16 protein-coding genes are annotated in these 19,877 nt (G+C 54.6%); 14 read left to right on the top strand and 2 right to left on the bottom strand.

Going from position 1 to position 19,877, the window contains the following annotated elements; translation table 11 throughout:
- Positions 1 to 288: 288 nt before the first annotated feature.
- The 6 genes from RI563_RS00775 (at position 289) to RI563_RS00800 (ending at position 5,560) form a co-directional block, all read left to right on the top strand.
- A complete protein-coding gene (locus tag RI563_RS00775) occupies positions 289 to 876 on the top strand; it encodes a TetR/AcrR family transcriptional regulator (protein ID WP_310692413.1) in 588 nt (195 codons plus the stop codon).
- Positions 877 to 951: 75 nt separating this feature from the next.
- Positions 952 to 1,368 (top strand): DsrE family protein, encoded by a 417-nt coding sequence (locus RI563_RS00780; protein WP_310692414.1) that lies wholly within the window; start codon positions 952 to 954, stop codon positions 1,366 to 1,368.
- A gap of 11 nt (positions 1,369 to 1,379) precedes the next feature.
- Positions 1,380 to 1,616, top strand: a complete 237-nt coding sequence (locus RI563_RS00785; protein ID WP_310692415.1) for a sulfurtransferase TusA family protein — start codon at positions 1,380 to 1,382, stop codon at positions 1,614 to 1,616.
- 210 nt (positions 1,617 to 1,826) lie between these two features.
- Positions 1,827 to 2,327: a DsrE family protein gene (locus tag RI563_RS00790; protein ID WP_310692416.1), complete on the top strand. Its 501-nt coding sequence runs from the start codon at positions 1,827 to 1,829 to the stop codon at positions 2,325 to 2,327.
- A 466-nt stretch (positions 2,328 to 2,793) separates the two neighbouring features.
- The gene (locus RI563_RS00795) at positions 2,794 to 3,438 is read left to right on the top strand and encodes an adenylate kinase (RefSeq protein WP_310692417.1); all 645 of its coding nucleotides are present in this window, start codon (positions 2,794 to 2,796) and stop codon (positions 3,436 to 3,438) included.
- Positions 3,439 to 3,787: 349 nt separating this feature from the next.
- Positions 3,788 to 5,560, top strand: a complete 1,773-nt coding sequence (locus tag RI563_RS00800) for a radical SAM protein (protein WP_310692418.1) — start codon at positions 3,788 to 3,790, stop codon at positions 5,558 to 5,560.
- Positions 5,561 to 5,619: 59 nt separating this feature from the next.
- On the opposite strand, the gene RI563_RS00805 is transcribed toward RI563_RS00800, so the two are convergent.
- Both RI563_RS00805 and RI563_RS00810 read right to left on the bottom strand, forming a co-directional pair.
- The gene (locus RI563_RS00805) at positions 5,620 to 6,753 is read right to left on the bottom strand and encodes an NAD(P)/FAD-dependent oxidoreductase (protein WP_310692419.1); all 1,134 of its coding nucleotides are present in this window, start codon (positions 6,751 to 6,753) and stop codon (positions 5,620 to 5,622) included.
- Between the two features lie 385 nt (positions 6,754 to 7,138).
- Positions 7,139 to 8,374: a methyl-accepting chemotaxis protein gene (locus tag RI563_RS00810; RefSeq protein WP_310692420.1), complete on the bottom strand. Its 1,236-nt coding sequence runs from the start codon at positions 8,372 to 8,374 to the stop codon at positions 7,139 to 7,141.
- A 688-nt stretch (positions 8,375 to 9,062) separates the two neighbouring features.
- Between RI563_RS00810 and RI563_RS00815 the strand changes: the two genes are divergently transcribed.
- The 8 genes from RI563_RS00815 to RI563_RS00850 all read left to right on the top strand — a co-directional run bounded on the left by RI563_RS00815 (position 9,063) and on the right by RI563_RS00850 (position 19,459).
- Complete coding sequence (locus tag RI563_RS00815; protein WP_310692421.1) at positions 9,063 to 9,416, top strand: hypothetical protein; 354 nt, start codon at positions 9,063 to 9,065, stop codon at positions 9,414 to 9,416.
- Between the two features lie 343 nt (positions 9,417 to 9,759).
- Positions 9,760 to 12,213, top strand: coding sequence for an EAL domain-containing protein (locus RI563_RS00820; protein WP_310692422.1), 2,454 nt, complete (start codon positions 9,760 to 9,762; stop codon positions 12,211 to 12,213).
- Between the two features lie 493 nt (positions 12,214 to 12,706).
- Positions 12,707 to 13,918 (top strand): glycine betaine/L-proline ABC transporter ATP-binding protein ProV, encoded by a 1,212-nt coding sequence (gene proV / locus RI563_RS00825; protein ID WP_310692423.1) that lies wholly within the window; start codon positions 12,707 to 12,709, stop codon positions 13,916 to 13,918.
- Positions 13,919 to 13,939: 21 nt separating this feature from the next.
- Positions 13,940 to 14,851, top strand: a complete 912-nt coding sequence (locus tag RI563_RS00830; protein WP_317622837.1) for a proline/glycine betaine ABC transporter permease — start codon at positions 13,940 to 13,942, stop codon at positions 14,849 to 14,851.
- A 100-nt stretch (positions 14,852 to 14,951) separates the two neighbouring features.
- Positions 14,952 to 15,818 carry a glycine betaine ABC transporter substrate-binding protein gene (locus tag RI563_RS00835; RefSeq protein ID WP_411293561.1) on the top strand — a complete coding sequence of 289 codons (867 nt, stop codon included), beginning with the start codon at positions 14,952 to 14,954 and terminating at the stop codon, positions 15,816 to 15,818.
- An 86-nt stretch (positions 15,819 to 15,904) separates the two neighbouring features.
- Positions 15,905 to 17,113 carry a hypothetical protein gene (locus RI563_RS00840; protein ID WP_310692425.1) on the top strand — a complete coding sequence of 403 codons (1,209 nt, stop codon included), beginning with the start codon at positions 15,905 to 15,907 and terminating at the stop codon, positions 17,111 to 17,113.
- A 227-nt stretch (positions 17,114 to 17,340) separates the two neighbouring features.
- Positions 17,341 to 17,766 (top strand): universal stress protein, encoded by a 426-nt coding sequence (locus RI563_RS00845; RefSeq protein ID WP_310692427.1) that lies wholly within the window; start codon positions 17,341 to 17,343, stop codon positions 17,764 to 17,766.
- Between the two features lie 28 nt (positions 17,767 to 17,794).
- Positions 17,795 to 19,459, top strand: coding sequence for a BCCT family transporter (locus tag RI563_RS00850; protein ID WP_310692429.1), 1,665 nt, complete (start codon positions 17,795 to 17,797; stop codon positions 19,457 to 19,459).
- Positions 19,460 to 19,877 lie beyond the last annotated feature (418 nt).

Here is a 19,877-nt window from a genome sequence, read left to right on the forward strand (position 1 = left end):
TTATTCGACCTGGCATGCTTACCGTGAAACGATCATCAGCTGACAGGAGCGAAAAGACGCATTTCCCTCATTCCGGCACCGGCCTGCTGCGGTAGTGGCCGGGTATCGAGGGAAGTGCGGCCCCGGTGTAAACAGGATCCCGGCCGGCGCAGGCCGGTGCCGGGATGATGGGGTTAAGTCAGTGTCATTCAGGCAAAGCCCATTCCTGGCATGTCTTCACGAAACACATACTATTAATATTATATTTATTTGCTTGACTAGAACGAATGTTCATTCTAGTCTTGATACATGGCGACGACGACAGAAATTAAACGAACCCCTGCCACCGAACAGGTGCTGGGCGCGGCACTGAATCTGTTTACCGAGCAGGGGTTTTTCAATACCTCGATTCCGGACATCGTCAAGGCATCTTCGGTCAGTACCGGCTCCATCTATCACTACTTTAGTGACAAGGAAGGTATTGCCCGCAGTCTGTACGACAGCCTGGTCGAGCGTATGGAGTCGCAATTCAGCGAAATCGAAGCCGCCCATGCCACGGCGCAGGATCGCTGCCGGGCGGTGATCGCGCTGCTGTTTCAGCTCACCGAGCAGGAGCCGGCGGTGATGCGGTTCATGTTGTTCTCTCGCCATCGGGAGTTCATTCCGGACCAGAAGCCGGTCTGTTCCTCGCGTCCTTTCGTGCAGATGCGTGAGATGGTGGTGGCCGGGATGGAAAGTGGCGAAGTCCGGGAGATGACCCCGATCGTGGCCGCCTCGGCGGTGTTTGGCGGGGCGCTGCGGTTAATTCAATTACGTCTGGACGGGATTCTGGACGCGCCATTGCCGGAGTATCTCGATGAGATCTGGCAATGTGCCTGGCGGTCGGTGGCGGTCTGAACAACCCGGTTCAGAGGGTATCGGCCTTTTTTTGGCCCACAAATTAGAACGAACGTTCGTTCTAAGGAGGCAACGATGAAATCACTCGCAATCGTGGTCCGTGAAGACGGATACGACAAACTGCTCACGCCCCTGGCTTTCGCCTATCTGCAGGGGGCGGAGGGCACCCAGGTCGATCTGCTGTTTGTGAACTGGGCGGTCAGGGCGCTGACCGAGGAAGGGGCGAAAGGTCAGGTGATCCAGGGGGACCATGCCGATCAGGATGCCTGGGTTCGCCAGCAAGTCGAGAAGGCGGGTTTGCCCCCGGATATCTATGACGTGATTCAGGCCCTCAAGGCTACTGATAACGTGAATTTTTATGCCTGCTCTCTGGCGTCCAGTATCTTCGGCGTGAACGAGGACAACCTGATCCCGGAAGCCAGCGGTATCGTCGGCGCATCGTGGTTTTTGAACGAAAAAGCTGCCAAAGCCGAACATTGTCAGTATTTTTAAGGAGCGCAACGATGAGTGATATCAAAGCCGACAGCAAGCTGGATACCAGTGGCAAATGTTGTCCCATGCCGATCGTGGAAACCAATGTGGCTATGAAAAAAATCAATAGTGGAGAAGTTCTGGAGATTGTTGCCACCGATCCCGGAACACTTACCGATATCCCGTCCTGGTGCGAACGGACCGGCCACACATTGATGGAATCCGGGGAAATTGACGGGGGCTTCCAGTTCTATGTCAAAAAAGGTTGACGCCAATGCGCTGTGCGGGGGGTGCGTGTATTACCCTCCCAATCTCCCCGCCACAGCCTATAGTGAGGCTGACTATCATGAACTGCAACAGAAGCGCTGTTCATACGATCATCAGCCAGGCGATAAAAACTGCCAGCAAACGCGTAAAACCAGCTGCTCGATTGTTGATCTGCAGAATAGGCAACATCCATAAACCTCACGGAGTGGGTTATGAAAAAATTGTTTCACTACACATTACTGATTCTGTCGCTGGCCCTGGCAACCAGCCATGGCTATGCGAACAGCCAGATAAACGACCGTGCTGCACTGGCTGATTTAAAAGTCGGTCAGGCGGTGTTTCTGATTGATATTGCCGATGCAAAAAAAATGAATTTCTATCTGGAAGTCATTCAGGGTACCTTCAAGGGGATGCAGGAACAGGACGTGACGCCTGATTTTGTGATGGTATATATCGGTCCCAGCGTTCAATATCTCAGCACCTCACCGAATGCGGAAACTGAAGAGGAGCACGGCGCCCTGCTGATGGAAATTGAAAGCAATGTCGAAAAGCTTGCGGAACTGGGTATTAAACAGGAAATCTGTGCGGTGGCAACCGATGTGTTCGGCATTGATAACAAAACCCTGCTGCCCGACCTTAACCTGGTCGGTGATGGTTTTGTTTCACTGATCGGCTACCAGGCACAGGGATATCACCTGGTGCCCGTCTATTAAAGCCTGTCTCGGGTGGATCCGCTTCGCTTGATCTACACTACCCGGGGTGAACAGGCTTAGTAACGCTTGTTTAATCACGCTGATTAAATCCTGGTAAACCGCCGTCGTTGAAGGCGAGACACAAACCGGCGCTGCCATCCCGGTGTGCTTCGTTAGAAAATGGCCTCCTTTGAGCCGGAAGTTCTATAAGGACGCTATTACGAGAGAGTGGCAAAACCAGGCAGGGTGCGCTCCACGCACCGTTATCCGAGTATCGAGAAAGCGGTGCGTAGAACGCCCTTACCTCTGATATAGCCCTTCCGGGGCTTTCATCATACTACCCGCTTTGCGGGTAGTATTTGGTTTAACGGGCCGAGACGTCAGTTTATTGGCTACTAAAAAAATTTATTTGGACCTCAAGTCTGATTTATGAAATAACCCTCCCCTGATTCTGACTTACCAATAACTCGAGACAAGGGGAAACGTAGTGAAACTGATTCTGTTAGGCGCGCCGGGCGCGGGCAAGGGCACCGTGGCCAATATGCTGAGCGACATCGACGGCTCTGTACAAATTTCCACCGGCGACATCCTGCGTGCGGCCGTCAAGGAAGGCACCGAACTGGGCAAGCAGGCCCAGAGCTATATGAACGCCGGTGACCTGGTTCCGGATGAGTTGATCATGGGTATTATGAAAGAGCGCCTGAAGGAAGACGATTGCAAAAACGGCTACCTGCTGGACGGCTTCCCGCGCACCATCCCCCAGGCGGAACAGCTCAAGACCATGCTCGAAGAGATGGGCGAACAGCTGGATGCGGTGGTTGATCTGGATGTGCCGCGTGAAGTGATCATGGACCGTCTGACCACACGCCGGACCTGTACCCAGTGCAACGCCATCTACAATGCCAAGAGTAAGCCGCCCAAGGTCGAAGGCGTATGTGACGAGTGTGGCGGACCGGTCGTGCAGCGCGATGACGAAACCGAGGAAGCGATTGCCAGTCGGCTCGACACCTACAACGAGAAGACCAAACCGCTGGCGGGCTTCTATGAAAAAGAAGGCATGCTGATGCGCATCAATGCCACCTCCAGCGATGACGTCGTCGCCGCTATCAAAGAGAAGTGCGGCCTCGCATAACGCGCTTGTGAGCTCAAATACCGGGGTCGGAACCTTATAGAACCACGTCGCGTGCCTGAAAGGTTCTGACCCCGGTTTATCATTTCATCTCCTCCCTTACCCGATCTGGCCGTCGCGATAAACCGGCATCGGGCAGTTCAGAAGTTGTGCCGCCCACCGTATTGGCCCGCATATGTCCCGTGACCTTCCGTCTGATTGACGACTGACTGCTTCGCTTGCGTGGATTTTTACGTCGTAGCGTTTTCTGCCGTGTCTCGCCGGTAACATCACAAACCGTACGGGAAAAGGCTGTCCCGGGTCGCATGATGTATAATTGATTATTCAGCCAGATGAATCGACAGGATATTTCATGGCGTCAGTCAGCGGCAGTGCAGTAGAACGTAAGGGGGTGGAAGGTATCGCCGTGGTCAGCGGGGGAGGCCGGGCCGCCACCGTGGCGGACCAGGCCGCTTTGCTGCCGGTGTATCTGACTACCATGCGCCAGCGCTTCAAGGACGAGATCAATCGACTTACCACCGGCGGCGCCATGCGCCAGATGCTGGGTGGGCATCCCCAGGCCGCCGAACTCGGTTTTCCCATGGCCTATCTCTATGCCTGGCACTGGTTGCGCCACAATGTCCATGAGAATTACCGCGCGCAGGTGCTGGAAACTTTCCGCGGCCCCCGCTTCGGTTTCCTTATGGAACTGCTGCTTTGCGACACCGCCGAGCAATTCGTGCGCGGTTATGTTCAGCACTGGCTTGATCATCCGGCCGAAGGCCAGAAACAGTGGCAGGAGTTTCAGGCCCTGCTGGCGACCCGCGAGGGGAATACCGGGCAGTTAATTCAGGACATCCTTTCCCTGTGGCAGGGCCTGGGGCTGTTTACCCAAACCTACATGGCCGAGTTTAAAAATGTGGCCCGCGAGGAACGCGAGCGTTACGAGGGCATGCTGGGTCCGGAAGACCGGGAACGACTGGCTCTGGTGGATGCCCTGCCGGATGACCTGCAGGGGGTGACGCCGCGCTACGAGAAGATGGGGATTATCCCCGCCATGGGCTGCCCGCAGACCTGCCGACACTGCATGTTTACCTGGCGGCCCCCGCGCGGCAAGAATGAGGATCCGAATCAGGTATTCGACCTGGTGGATCAGCATACCGACAGCGTGTTGTTCACCGGCGGTGATCTGACCAAACAACTGGATCATTTCTACGCGGCCATCCGCCGGATGCGCCACATCAAAAACTTTGCCCTGCTGCTCAATGGCGACTTTGCCGACACGCCCGAAATAACCCATGACGTGCTGGGCAAGATGGCGGAGGCGATCAGGTCCCGGCCAAAGAAGTGGGCTCCGGCCAGAGTGTTATTGCAGATCAGCTTCGATGAGTTTCACAACGAGGTCTACGTCGACAAGCAGGGTTTGCTGGCCGAGCGTATCCCTGTGGCCAAGATCGCCAATATCGTCGAATGCTATCCGCGTTATGCCAAACAAATCCAGCTGGCGTTGTTGCACAAGCAGACTGCCATGAACTTCTCACAGGATGTGTTGCAAAAAGGCGTATTCGCCCGCCTGGCACAGGAGCTGGGTAAACGGGGCCACCAGATACAGGTGCAGGACGTGAAGACCTCGCCCCGGCTGAAACGCAATCCCAAAGCCCCGGAACAGCCACAGCAAGTATTAAAGGATGCCACCTTTGTACTTGCCAAACATCCGGACAGCCCGGTTCTGCTGACCAGTTCGACCATAGACGGCTATGGGCGCGCTGCGCTGCTGGAAGAGTGGGAAACGGTGAAAGAGAAAGACCTGCTGCAGCAGGTGCTCAGCGAGGGCCCGCCACGGGGGGAATCGTTCGATATCGATATGATGTTGTGGTTCAACGGCTGGGTGACGCTGTTCAATGCCGTGCATATCTGTCTGGGTGACCTGTACCAGGATGGAATGGAAAAAATCATGGCACGACAGCGCAAGGATCCCTTGACCCGGGCATTGCACCGCTTTGATCGCAAGCTACTCGATTACTACGCCGAGGTCCGCGACGATCTTGAAAACAAGATCGACGCCGCGACCGGTCCCCATCACCTGTTTCATGCTCTCACCGAAGAAGCCGAAGTCAGACTGCACATGACGCGTCGGTTGATATAAAAGAGCCCGGTGATCAGCAGCGTTTTACGAAACGGGGCAACGCGCCTCGCGGGTTTGATTCAACGGTACTGCCGCAGATACCACCATTCAAACAGGCGCTTCGTCCAGTGGGCGAGAGGATTGGCGGGGAGCCGGATATTGCGCTTCGGTGTGCGTGCCACCAGCATGCCGCTGTTCATGCTGTCGACGATACACATCAATTCCACCTTGAAGCCGGCGCGGGGTTCCTTGCCGGCCAGTTCATCCAGCAGGTTGGTTGCCGCCGCACTGGCCTGAAGATCGGCCATATGGGCCTGCTTGGGCATCCAGTCGGGGCCGGGGAAACTGCCTGAATCGCCGGCCACATAGGTCATTTCAAAACCGGGGACCCGGCAGTGCTGGTCCGCCTTGACCAGGCCACCTTCGGAGCGTGGCAGTTCGCTGTTGTCGAACCACTGGTTGCCGGTCATGCCGGGCATGAAGAGAATGAGATCGGCCTCGAATTCGCCGCCCTCGGTGATCACCTTGTTGGATTCGAAACCTTTCATCTTGTGCCCCAGTCGGGTCTCGATGCCGCGCTTTTGCATGGTCGACAGCAGGCCTTTCATGGCCCCGGGGCCGAGACGCTTGCCGGGTTCGGGGGCCGGGCTGAAGAAGATCAGCTTGAACTGATCGCGCCGCTTCTGCTTGCGCAGCAGGGTATCGGTGCCGAAGAGAAACTCGAACATGGGTCCGCCGCGCATAGCCGAGGGTTCCTTGGGGTTGCCACCGAAACCGATTGCGATAGTGCCGCCGTCCATTTCCCGCAGGCGGTCACGGATGCGCTCGGCGGCCGCAATTCCCTCACAGGGGGTAATGGCGTGCTCGATCCCCGGCAGCTTTTTGATGAAGCGTCCGCCCGAGGCGATAATAAGGGCATCGTTGTTCACGTCGCCCACACTGGTTTCGACCGTTCGCCCGCCATTCTTGAGCCCGGTGACTTCGGCCGCGACATGCTCGACCTGCATGCGCGCGAAAAACTTCTCCAGCGGGATGCGCAGATCCTCCGCCTTGCGGATGCCGGACGGGATCCAGATGAGACTGGGCAGATAGATAAACTCCGGCTTCGGTGATATCACTGTGATCCGGGACACCTTGTCGCGTTTGCGCAGCTCGCGCACCGCCGTCAGCGCGGCAAAGCCGCTGCCGATAACCGTGATAGCCTGACCACTCATTAAAAATCACCTTTTAGTTGCGGGTTTTGCAATGTTGAACGGGAATGATACAACGAAAAGAGATACCGAGAAACACGGCTCATAACGGTTTGCACCGGGCAGATCAGAAGCGCAAAGCCCGGTACTCTCCCGGGAAAATTCGAGCAAATATGCGTCAGTAATCAGATCGCCCGTTTTATCGCAGGTCAGGTCATGCGGGGGTGAATATAAAGCAGGTAACAGGCATTGATGGAAAATGTCCCGAATTTATCGATACGAACGGGTGTTGATATCCAGTTTATTCCCGGCGGGTGTAGACCGGTTGAGATCGGCCGGGAGAAGACCTTCGGGATGCGTCTTGCCGACGCACCGGGCTGGCGGTTGTCAGTAAAAGCCTGCTCAGCCATTAGCCGCCGGCGAGGTGGGTGAGGTCTTTGACCTGTTGCAGGAGCTTCTTGCTGGTTTGTGACATTTGCTGTGCGTTTTCGGCGGCGGTTTCGCTGGCACCGGCAATGGCGGTAATGTTCTGATTGACCTGTTCTGTCGTCTGGCTCTGCTGTTCCGTGGACGAAGCGACCTGCATAGTCATTTCGCTGATGGTTTTGATACCGCCGGCGATCTCGCCCAGTGATTCGGCGGCGCTTTCCACCGAGTCCACACTTTGCCTGGCCTGCTCGGCGGCAGTTTGCATCGCACTTACCGAGCTGCTGGTTTGTTGTTCCAGCGCCTGAATCATGTGCTCGATTTCCTCGGTAGATTTGTTGGTACGCGCCGACAGACTGCGTACTTCATCGGCCACCACGGCGAAGCCACGGCCCTGCTCGCCGGCACGCGCGGCTTCGATCGCGGCATTCAGTGCCAGCAGATTGGTCTGCTCGGCGATACCCTGGATAACATCGACCACAGTGGCGATCTGCGCACTCTGTTGCTGAACCTTGTTGATCTCCTCGGTGGCATGGCCAATGCTCGTGTCGAGCTGCTGGATCGAAGTGATGGCCTCGGTGGCTTTGAGTGCCCCAGATTCGGCTTCACTTTTAGCCGATCCAGCGGCTCCGGAAGCTTCCTGGGTGTTGCGCGAGACCTCCTGAATGGTGGCGCTCATCTGATTTACGGCCGTGGCGAGCTGGTCGAGCTCGGTGTGCTGGTGAGTGATCTCTTCGCTGATGTCATCCGCATCCATTGCCAGCTCGCTGGCGGCCCCGGCGTACCTTGAAGCCAGTTCCTGAATTTGCTTCATCTCCTGCTCGCGGCGTTCGAGCAGGGCGTTCACCGCACGCATCAGCGGGGCGAGGCTGTCGCCGTCGCGCACGGGGAGGCGGTTACCGCTGCTTTCGGCCATTGCCTGGATTTTCTCCGCTATGCCTTCGTGTTGACGGCGACGGGTCCGGTGGCCCAGACCGGCTAGCGTCACCAGAACGAGGACCGACCCGGTGGTCCAGATCCAGGCGCGGGAACGGGCCGATTGCGCCGTGATCTGAACCTGTGTCGTTACGCTGCTGTTGTCAGCCTGCGTGGCGCGCAAGTCGGTGAGTCCCCGATCAAAATTCCACAGCCCCGCTGCCAGTAATATCAGTGCCAGTCCATAGCCGGCGACACGGATGCCGGTTGAGTTGAGGGGGAGTTTGAGTTTCGGAAGTCGCATGACAGATTCTCTTGGGTACGGTTTTTACTGGTGGGACGTCCTGACAACAGGAAGTCGTATGTTTAATCTATCGGCATCATGCCTGTGAGCTTAAAAGTCACTGAAAACCAGTGCCTGACAGGGGTGTTCATAAAGTCGGCCTGAAGTACGCCAGGACAGTATAGTTTTTATGCCGTGTTTTCAGATACTTGGTGTGTTTTCGAGGTTTGTCAGGGAATCTGAAATCGTCTCTTACAGGGCAGGGAATCGAGAGGGCCCAAATATTAGTAAACGTTTAATTTGATCCAGATCATAAAAACCTGAATTTGCTGTGCAGAGAGACGATTTAGTCCGGCCGTTGAGGGTTGCAGACAAAGGTATCGAGACGATTTGTCCTGCCATCCCTGCGGAGGGGTATAGATCAGAGAACGGACCGCAATGAACAAGGTAAATGCCGGAACATTTTATCGGGTGACCCATTTATCATTGACTACGGTTCACTGAGTTGGCGGAAAACAGGCCTCCTGAAGGATGGAGGTATGAACGTGAATATCCGATCACACCCCGGCATACTATTGCCGCTATGGCTGACGGCCATGATACTTCCGTGTGGTTGCCAGCGAACATTCTGCGGATCCGGCCGAACGGATTATCAGTGGTGATCGACTCCAGGTGAGCCGCGAATTGACTGTCCCAGTCAGCAAAGCAAGTGTCACTTGCAGCACGGGCGCATGTGGCTGGTGCCGTCGTTCGGTTTGATGCCAACTGCCCCTTCGTATTCAAAGAGATCAAAAACTCGCCGCAGACGATTACACCGGGAGAATTGCGGGTGATCAATATGCGCAACGGGGAAGAGTTTGTTGTTCCCGATATCCGCCAGTTGCCTTTTTCCGGCGGCGAAATGATCAGCTATGAGATAACGCTACGTTTGCACCGTGCGAAACAGTCTGAAGTATATTCACTGTTGTGTCGACACGATGATGATTGCGTCGATAGTCGGCATATGAAATTGAATGAGATGCAACAGGCACGGGGCAGGTTCGCCAGAATCATCAAGCCCTGATCAAACCCGGCCTGGGCACGGATGTTTGATGAGTTTGTTTGGATACCCGGAATCAACAGAACTACGGGATTACCCTAATACGGACAGGCCTCTATTTCCGCTTAATCTGTGAGGAAGTTGTACGTAAATTTCTTGACTATAGGGAGTACAGAGGCAACGATTCATCAATCCAATTACTGACCCGTTCCCCCCGGGGTCGTTGGTGAAGAACGCGACTGTCTGCCCTGTTAAAGAGTGACAGAGAGGCAGCCGACAATAATAAAATAATAATTTGCGCGGATGTGGAATGATATTGCGTTCCTTGCCGCCGCCAAGTGATCTTAATCTTCAAATAAGGTGATGCATGGCAACGAGACTGTTAGCTGTCTCCACAAGTCTAACCTCCTTTGTCAGGCTGATGATCTATCCCGGAGTGGTATTCGCCGTTTCGCTGCTGCTATTGCTGCCTGAGAACCTTTTTTTTGTACACCTGCCCTTGCATGCCGTGCTGGAGACGGCCGGGGCACTTATTGCCCTGTTTGTCACGAGCCTGATCCTGATTTTTCATCGCGATCAGCGGATTGCCGAAATGCCGCTGGCGGTGCCCCTGGGATTGATCACCATGGGCCTGCTGGATGTATTTCATGCTGCGGTGGAGCCGGGTGAAGCCTTTGTCTGGCTGCACAGTCTGGCGACCTTCGTTGGAGGGTTGATGTTCGCGACAGTAAGTCAGCGCTTCGGCCGCCGGCCAGCCTCGGAGAATCTGGTTCCGCTGGGTGTCAGCGCACTGGTGGTGGTGAGCGTGACGGCGTTGTCAATCTCGCGGGAGCAATGGATTCCGGCGATGCTGGTGGAAGGGGAGTTCACACTGCTGGCAAGTCTGCTCAATCTCTCCGGTGGCCTGTTGTTTCTGTTCGCGGCGTATCATCTCAACAAGCTTTATGAACGTCAGGGCGAGAAGAATCATCGTCTCTTTGCGCTGCACTGCGCACTGTTCGGCACCGCGGGGCTGATTTTTGAGCTGTCGACGATATGGGATGCCGCATGGTGGTGGTGGCATGCTATGCGGCTGCTGGCTTACAGCATCGCCCTGCTGATCATGATCCAGCGCATCCTGAGTACGCTTCTGGAGCACGAGAAACAGCAGCGAATGCTGGATGGTATTTCCAATAACACCTCCTCGGTCATGTACGTCAAGGATACGGACGGGCGCTATTTGCACGTTAACAAACGCTATCAGGAGCTGTTCGGAATTACACAACAAGAGATATACGGCAAACGGGACATGGATGTTTTTCCTCAGGATATAGCCAAAGTGCTTGTGGATAATGATCGCGAAGTACTGAAGAGTGGCCAACTGCTACAGTTCGAGGAGCAGTTGCCACATGAGGGTGAAACGCACACTTATCTCTCGCTGAAGTTTCCGCTCAGGGAAAAGTACCATCAGGTCTATGCGGTGGCGGGGATATCCACTGATATTACCCATCATAAACAGGCCGAGCAGCGCCTGTTGGAGATGGCGCATTATGACGAGCTGACCGGGTTACCCAACCGGAATTACTTCATGCAGCATCTTGTACAGCAGGTCGAGATTGCCAGGCGCCACAAACAGATGCTTGCCGTGTTGTTTCTCGACCTCGATCGGTTCAAGAATATCAATGATTCACTGGGTCATCCTTATGGTGATAATCTGCTCAAACAAGTCGCGCTGCGACTGAATGGCCTGATGCGTCGCGAGGATGTGGTTGCCCGTCTCGGTGGCGATGAGTTCGTTTGTCTTTTGCCGAATCTTGAACACCGCGATCAGGTCGCGCAGGTGGCGAGGAAAATAATTGATGCGCTATCCCGTTCGTTCAATGTTGAGGGTTATGAGCTCAATGCCTGCTGCAGTATCGGTATCAGTTTGTTTCCCGATGATGGCAGTGATGGGGATACCCTGATTAAACATGCCGATTCCGCCATGTATCGTGCCAAGGATCAGGGGCGCAACCGTTATGAATACTATACGCACGAACTAACACGTCAGGTGTCGGAAAAATTCCAGCTGGAAAGTGAATTACGTCGTGCGATCGCGCGCAATGAATTTTACCTGCTATGGCAGCCACAATTCAGCCTGTCGTCGGGTGAGCTGATTGGCGCGGAATGTCTTATCCGCTGGGATAACCCGGAGCGCGGACTTGTACCCCCGACACAATTTATTCCGCTGGCAGAAGAAAGCGACCTGATAGTTTCAATCGGAGACTGGGTGCTGTGTACGGCTATCGCGGTGATTTCAAAGTGGCAGGTTTATGTGCCGCACCTGAAAGCCTCGATAAATCTGTCACCGAGACAGTTGTCCGCTGCGGGTCTGTCACAGCGTATCCGCTCGTTAATCGAACAGTACGGCGTGAATCCCTGGCATATTCAGCTTGAGTTGACAGAAAGTGGGCTGATGCAGGATCGAGAGGTCAATACCTGGATTCGTCAGGAAGCCGCCGGGATGGGGTTGTTGTTGTCGATTGACGATTTCGGAACTGGCTATTCCTCCCTGTCTCGTCTGAAAACATTGCCCATCAATCAACTGAAAATAGACCGGTCCTTTGTTACAGATATCCCGGCTGACGAAAATGATATTGCCATTACCCGCTCAATCATCGGGCTGGCACAGGGGCTCGAACTGGAAGTGGTGGCAGAGGGAGTGGAAACCGCCTATCAGGAACAGTTCCTGCGCGAGGCCGGGTGCGACATTGCACAGGGTTACTATTACAGTAAACCCATCAGCGCGGATGAGTTCGAGGCACGCTATTTGGCCAAAGGAAGCGCTCGAAAGAAGCAGTGACGTAAAGCAGGCTCGAGCAAAGTCCTGATTATATAATAGTGTACTTCTCTGTATCCCTACTTTCAGTATTTAAAGTCCCGGCCACACTTTAATATCAAGACACAGCTTCTTTTCAAGCGTAATATCTGACAGGAACTGATTTGTGGGGTGGGTCTCGCGGCCTGTTTCCGGGCGGCGGCAGAGGCGGAATAACGGCCTGTCCCGCCTATTTTAATTTCCCCCCGGCTTGCTGCCGGTATCCGGCAGGATAAATGCTGGCACAGTGCTATGCTCTAGTGGTGTGAGTTGACAGGTACGGTAACGATGCGTAAGGTTTAAGCAATCCAAAACAATAACTTAGCAGCTGATTGATAGTTGAATTTGTTACTGGGGAATGTGCTGACACAGCATTGTACAGCTCTGAGTTTTCAGGTTTTGATTATTCTGATATACCGTACGGTATCGCCACAACATCTGGTAAATACTGCGCTGATGAACTCCGGGAGAGAGTCGAATGGCTGCCATCAGTAGTGATGATCCGCAAGACAAGCTCGTTGTCGAAAATCTTTATAAAATATTTGGTCCCGAGCCCGACGAGGCTCTGCGCCTGCTGGAGCAGGGGCTGTCCAAGGACGAAATTTTCGAACGCACCCGCACGACTGTTGGCGTACAGAATGCCGATTTTTCGATTCGTGACGGTGAGGTGTTCGTGGTCATGGGGCTTTCCGGTTCCGGCAAGTCCACACTGGTGCGTCTGTTAAATCGTTTAATAGAACCGACGCGCGGCCGTGTTTTGCTGGATGGCCGCGATATCACCGCCATGAACAAGAAGGAACTCATTCGCATGCGGCGGGAGAGCATGAGCATGGTGTTTCAGTCTTTTGCACTCATGCCGCATAAAACGGTCGCGGAAAATGCGGCTTTCGGCCTGGATGTGGCCGGGATGGACAATCAAGAGCAGCGCGAGCATGCCCTGAAGGCGCTGTCGACTGTCGGGCTCGAGGCCAATGCTGACAGTTATCCCGACGAGCTGTCCGGTGGCATGAAGCAACGTGTCGGCCTGGCTCGCGCATTAGCGACCAATGCATCTATACTTCTGATGGATGAAGCCTTCTCGGCCCTGGACCCGCTGATCCGAACCGAAATGCAGGACGAGCTGGTTCGACTGCAGCAAACCGAGGCGCATACCATTGTTTTCATCTCTCACGATCTCGACGAGGCAATCCGGATCGGTGATCGTATCGCTATCATGGATGGCGGTGCCATTGTGCAAATCGGAACGCCACAGGAGATCGTTACCAACCCGGCCAATGAATATGTACGCTCCTTTTTCTATGGTGTGGATGTCAGCAAGGTATTCAATGCCGGCGACATTGCCGAGAAAAAGTCCGTTGCCCTGTTCAAACGTTCCGAGACGAGTGTGCGTGATGCCCTGAGCCAGATGCGTGACGATGACCGGCACCTGGCCGTGATCATTGATAATGACCAGCATTATAGCGGTATGGTCAGTGTCAACTGCCTGATCCGCGCTACAGAAAACGATCAGGACTGGGATGAGGCGTTCCTCGCCGCCGGGAACCCGGCGCCGTCGGAGATGGAGCTGGAAGAAGTGTTAAAACGTGTTGTCGAAGAGGGTTACCCTGTCCCGGTGGTTGATGAATCAGGCCACTATCTGGGTGTTATCGACAAGAATATCCTTCTGAAAACCTTTAACAAGGCGGGTTGAACCATGGCGGATAAACAAATAATCGATTTCGATATCCCGATTGGTGACTGGGTCGAAGCGGGGGTTAACTGGATTCAAACCAATTTGACCGGTTTGCTGGATGGGTTTGCGGATATTGTCGGCTTGCTGGTCGACACCTTTGAGGACGGTCTTCTGGCGGTACCTCCCCTGGTTCTGTCAGTCATCATCATTGCGCTGGCGGCGTGGCGGGTAAGCTGGAAATTTGGCCTGTTTGCGATTCTCGCGGTTGTACTTATATATGGTATGGATATTTGGAGCGAGACCGTCTCCACCCTGGCGCTGGTGATCGGCTCCAGCCTGCTGGCGCTGCTGATTGGCATTCCCATCGGCATTGCCATGGCGCGTAGTGAAACGGTAGAAGCCGTCGTGCGGCCGATTCTGGACTTCATGCAGACCATGCCCCCGTTTGTTTATCTGATTCCAGCTGCTATATTTTTTGGACTGGGCAAGGTCCCGGGCTCGATTGCCACGCTTATATTTGCTATGCCACCGGCCGTCAGGCTGACCAACCTGGGGATTCGCCAGGTCAGCCAGGAAAACGTCGAGGCCGGGCTGGCTTTTGGCTGTACCAGTCGCCAGCTGCTGCTCAAGGTGCAACTGCCGCTGGCCATGCCTTCCATCATGGCCGGCGTCAACCAGACGATCATGCTGGCATTATCCATGGTGGTCATCGCCTCGATGATTGGCGCCGGTGGGCTGGGCAATACGGTGCTGACCGGGATTCAACGACTGGATGTCGGGCTGGGTTTTGAAGGCGGGCTCGGCGTTGTGCTGCTGGCAATACTGCTCGATCGGGTTACGCAGAGCTTTGGACAGGGTCGGCGCGGGGTAACGACCCGAAGTTTGATAGAACGCCTGCGCCAGCTGTTCAGCCTGGGCCGGGTGAATGGTCGCCAATCAGGTTCAAACTGATCACGACCCGGAGCACTTCGTTGTGATCAGATACTGGCAAAGCGTCGAGTCATCGAGCTCGATGACTGTGCATTAATTACAGAAGAAAAGGAGAGCTAACATGTCAATCAAGAAACTATCGCATCTATTACTCGTCATGGTTCTGACGCTGGGCTTCAGTGGCGGGGCCCTGGCCCAGGGCAAGGTCAAGATCGGCTGGACCGCCTGGTCTGATGCCGAATTCGTCACCAAGCTGGCAACACGCATTCTCGAAGAGCGCATGGATCAGGAAGTCGAACTCATTCAGACCGATATTGCTCCCCAGTACCAGGGGCTCAAATCCGGCGGCATTGATATCATGTTGATGTCATGGCAGCCGGGTACGCACGAGGACTACATTAACAAAACCTGTAAAGATGTGGTTAATCTGGGGTTATTGTATACCCATGCGCGTCTGGGGTGGGTTGTTCCAAACAGCATTCCCAAAGATCAGGTCAACTCGATTGAGGACCTGAAGAAGCCGGAAGTACGTGAAAAACTGGATGGCACAATCACCGGTATCGACCCGGGTGCCGGACTGACTCGACTCTCGAAAGAGGCTATCAAGGAATATGGTCTGGATTATGAGCTGCAGATTTCCTCGGGTGCCGGCATGACGGCCGCACTGAAGCGGGCCGTGCGCCGCGATGAGTGGATCGTAGTGACCGGCTGGAGCCCGCACTGGATGTTTGGCGCTTTTGATCTACGCTATCTGGAAGACCCCAAAGGCGTACTCGGCAGCTACGAGCGGATCCATGCCGTGGCCCGCAAGGGGTTCTATCAGGATAACATCAAGGCAGCCAGCTTCTTCTCGCGTATGCAGTTGCCTATCGAGGATCTGGAATCTGCGATGAATAATGCTCAGGAAACCTCTTATGAAGAGGCCGTTACAAAATACATTGACGAGAACGAAGATCGCGTCGAGTACTGGATCAGCGGAGAGCTTTGATTGTATCGCTGGTAGAAAACAGAACCTGCCCGGCAACGGGCAGGTATCACAAACAAGATGTTGCTATATCGAAGGAGTGAACCAGCATGAAAATAACAACCCTTTTGCAGTCCCACTCTCGTGCTCTAATTACCGGCAGTTCCGCTGTCGCTTTACTGTTTAGTCTCCCGTTAACCCAGGCTACGGCCAGCGATAAAATCCAGTTCGGTAATCTGACCGTCGGCGGGGCCATGCGGGCCAATTATGCGGTGGGGGATTACCCGGCGGATGCTGATGGTGACGCTTCAAGAGCCTGGGAGGATGACGGTAACTTCAGTCTGGATACCTTCCGCGTCAATATGGACTATGCCAACGGCCCCTATGTCGGCAAGCTGGAGTATCGCTGGTACAACGGATACAACTTCCTGCATACCGGCTGGCTGGGTTATAACTTTGACGATGACAGCCAGCTCCAGGTAGGTGTCAACCGCGTTCCCTTCGGTCCCGGCCCCTACGGCGTGTCGCAGAGCTGGTTCTTCGATCAGCATTACTATGTCGGCCTGTCGGACGACATGGACATGGGCGTGAAATACAGCAGATCCGGCGGCAACTGGCAGTGGGACTTCGGTTATTACTATGCCGATGAGGGTGCTTATCGGGGCTCAACGGCAGACAGTGCCCGTTATTCCTATGATGTCGTCAATAAAGATGGCAGCGGTTACGAAGAGCGTAACCAGGTCAATGTGCGCGGGATTTACAGCATGGCCGATGCCGGTGTGCCCACCGATATCGGCTTTTCCCTGCAATATGGCGAGCTGGAAAGTAACGGCCCACAAAAAGATGGTGATCATTACGCCGCGTCGGTTCACATGATCAACACCTGGGGTAATCTCAAACTGGCTACCCAGTTGACCCGGTACGAGTATGACGTCGATGCAGCCCAGCCGCTGGGAAGCGATCAACTGGTACAGTTCGGCGCCTACGATTTTCCCAGTACTGCAGCGGCCGAGGCCTGGATACCGGCTATCTCCCTCAGCTATACCTATAAAACGGATGGTGTTGACTGGCTGGACTATGTCGTTCCTTACGTGGAATACAGTTCCATCATGAAGGATGAAAGCGGCTTCAATGACAGTGACCTGTTTATGCTGGGCGCGGCCTGGGCACACGATGGCTGGTATATCTACACTGATCTGGCCTATTCCAATGGCAACGAGTTCGTTGGCGGCGATGCGACCTTTGGTGACCGTCTGGGCGCCAATGCCGATGACCAGTGGCAGACCCGATTCAATATTAACTTCGGCTACTATTTCTGAGGTTAGCGAGTGGGTTTGCTCTTGCCGCGAAAAGGTTACCCGCCTTGCCAGGGATATTAATTCCCTGGCTAGCCGGGCCATACGATGGCACCGATTTTCGGACCTGCAAACTGTTTGCACAGACAAATATAAAAATAGAATAGGTCAATTCAGACTCACGCAGAATGTTAAATGACAGCCGTTTAACACGAAAACTTTCGTGTAATCTTAATTAAGGAGCCCCGTCCATGTTTAAAACAATAATGGTTCCGGTAGATCTTGCGCATCTGGGTGCGCTGGAGAAGCCACTGACTATCGCGGCCGATCTGGCCCGTCATTACGAGGCGAAACTTTGCTATGTTGGCGTGACAACCTCGCAGCCCAGTTCCGTGGCGCATACCCCCGAGGAGTATGCACAAAAACTCAAAGCCTTTGCCCATGAACATGCCCCGGATAACGGGCAGGAACCGTCGGCACATGTCTACAACAGCCATGATCCGGTTGCCGATCTGGATGATATTCTGGTCAAGGCGATTGAGGAAATCGGTGCCGATCTGGTTGTCATGGGTACACATTTGCCCAAACATCTCGATGCCATCATGCCGGCCAACGGCAGCAAGATCGCCTCGCATACCGAATCATCCGTATTTCTTGTGCGTCCGGATGCAGCCTGACAACACTTAATAATAAGGGGAGAGTCTCGTGGACAACAAGCCCGATAATTCTTCGGATTCGATTGAATCAGTTGGTGTGCCGGCCCCCGAGGGCGCGACCAACCTGATCGATACCGATTACCAGATTGGCCAGGATAACTACCAGGCCGCTCCGCTTGGGGTGAATATCGATATCCATGGTGCGGTATTTACCGTTTCATCGCTGTTAATTCTGGCCTTCGTCATTCTTACACTGGCGTTGCCCGAACAGTCGACGGCAATATTCGAGTCGATAAAAAACTGGATCAACACCAACATGACGTGGTTCATGTTACTCGCGGGTAATATTTTCGTTCTGGTTTGCGTGGGATTGATTCTATCGCCCCTGGGCAAGGTTCGAATCGGTGGTGAAAAAGCGACGCCGGATTTTTCCAGGCTCTCGTGGTTTTCCATGCTGTTTGCCGCCGGTATGGGGATTGGTCTGATGTTTTATGGCGTGTCCGAGCCGCTGACTCACTATGGAACCGCCCTGGGCGGTACCAGCGTGGGTGAGGGCGGCGCCCGTACCGACTGGGCGCCCCTGGGCGCGGCGGCCGGCGATCCTGCCGGGGCCACCAACCTGGCCATGGCAGCCACCATTTTCCACTGGGGGCTGCATCCCTGGGCGGTTTACGCCATCGTGGCGTTGTCGCTGGCGATTTTTTCCTATAACAAAGGTCTTCCGCTGACCATTCGCTCCATTTTCTATCCGCTACTCGGGGAGCGTATCTGGGGCTGGCCGGGACATCTCATCGACATCCTGGCGGTCTTCGCGACCCTGTTTGGTCTGGCTACCTCCCTGGGCATCGGCGCGCAGCAGGCCGCATCCGGTCTGAGTCACCTGTTTGGCATCAGCGGGGGGGACACAACCCTGGTTCTGCTGATTACCGGCATCACCGCTGTGGCGATAGTCTCCATTGTTCTTGGTGTGGATAAGGGGGTAAAACGGCTTTCCGAGCTCAATATGTTGCTGGCCTTTTTGCTATTGTTATTCGTGGTCTTTGTCGGCCCGACATTGATGATTGTCACCGGCTTTTTCAAGAATATTCTCGTCTACCTGGGCGAGTTGCCGTTTCTGGGCAATCCGTTCGGACGCGAGGATGCGAACTTCAGCCAGGGCTGGACGACCTTCTACTGGGCCTGGTGGATAAGCTGGTCACCGTTCGTGGGCATGTTTATCGCCCGTGTCAGCCGTGGTCGGTCTGTCCGTGAGTTCCTGGTCTCGGTATTGCTGATTCCCTCTGTCGTATCGATATTCTGGATGACGGCATTTGGCTCCACGGCTATCAAGCAATTTCAGGAAGGTTTTGAAGGCGCCGCGTCTGCCGATCTTTCACTGCAGTTGTTCATGGTGCTGGGCGAGATGCCACTAACCGATATCACGTCATTTATCGGTATCGTGCTGGTTATCGTCTTCTTCGTCACCTCTTCGGACTCCGGGTCACTGGTAATCGATACCATTACAGCCGGCGGCAAGATTGACGCTCCCAAACCCCAGCGTGTGTTCTGGGGGGTTATCGAGGGCGCCATCGCCATTGCCCTGTTACTCGGGGGGGGACTTGCGGCACTGCAGGCTATAGCAGTATCCGCGGGATTGCCGTTTACCCTGATACTACTGGCTGGCTGTTACGCTATTATCAAGGGACTGATGAGCGAGCCCAGAGCCGGAACCTGACCGGTTCCCGGCTTGAATGGAAAAAGGCGGCTTCGGCCGCCTTTTTTATTGGCTGTGCCCGGTGAACGTTACTATTTAACTCTCGCAGAGACGCCAAGGCGCAAAAAACTCTGATTATTTCTCTGCGCCTTTGCGTCTCTGCGAGAGTTAATTGTGTTCTCTGGCATTGAGTCATACAAAATGCGTAGGTCACGCTGGCGATAGCCTGCGTGACATTCTGGTCGAGAGCATGTCAGGTAGCGCTGCGCGCAACCTGACTTACCTCTTCATTCGCAACGCTGGCAGAGAAAAATCAGCGTTATCTTAGCGTCTTGGCGTCTCTGCGAGAGATAATTGTATTCCCTGGCACGAGTCGTACAGCTTATGTCTAGAGCCACAACTCCGATACCGGTGTCTCGGGAGTGAAATGTCGGGCCAC

It is taken from the genome of Thiohalophilus sp., assembly GCF_031581315.1.
Taxonomy (GTDB): domain Bacteria; phylum Pseudomonadota; class Gammaproteobacteria; order UBA6429; family Thiohalophilaceae; genus Thiohalophilus.

Coding starts and splice junctions, on each gene's coding strand:
- RI563_RS00775 (WP_310692413.1), top strand. CDS start 289: ATGGCGACGACGACAGAAATTAAACGAACCCCTGCCACCGAACAGGTG.
- RI563_RS00780 (WP_310692414.1), top strand. CDS start 952: ATGAAATCACTCGCAATCGTGGTCCGTGAAGACGGATACGACAAACTG.
- RI563_RS00785 (WP_310692415.1), top strand. CDS start 1,380: ATGAGTGATATCAAAGCCGACAGCAAGCTGGATACCAGTGGCAAATGT.
- RI563_RS00790 (WP_310692416.1), top strand. CDS start 1,827: ATGAAAAAATTGTTTCACTACACATTACTGATTCTGTCGCTGGCCCTG.
- RI563_RS00800 (WP_310692418.1), top strand. CDS start 3,788: ATGGCGTCAGTCAGCGGCAGTGCAGTAGAACGTAAGGGGGTGGAAGGT.
- RI563_RS00805 (WP_310692419.1), bottom strand. CDS start 6,753: ATGAGTGGTCAGGCTATCACGGTTATCGGCAGCGGCTTTGCCGCGCTG.
- RI563_RS00810 (WP_310692420.1), bottom strand. CDS start 8,374: ATGCGACTTCCGAAACTCAAACTCCCCCTCAACTCAACCGGCATCCGT.
- RI563_RS00820 (WP_310692422.1), top strand. CDS start 9,760: ATGGCAACGAGACTGTTAGCTGTCTCCACAAGTCTAACCTCCTTTGTC.
- proV (WP_310692423.1), top strand. CDS start 12,707: ATGGCTGCCATCAGTAGTGATGATCCGCAAGACAAGCTCGTTGTCGAA.
- RI563_RS00835 (WP_411293561.1), top strand. CDS start 14,952: ATGTCAATCAAGAAACTATCGCATCTATTACTCGTCATGGTTCTGACG.
- RI563_RS00840 (WP_310692425.1), top strand. CDS start 15,905: ATGAAAATAACAACCCTTTTGCAGTCCCACTCTCGTGCTCTAATTACC.
- RI563_RS00845 (WP_310692427.1), top strand. CDS start 17,341: ATGTTTAAAACAATAATGGTTCCGGTAGATCTTGCGCATCTGGGTGCG.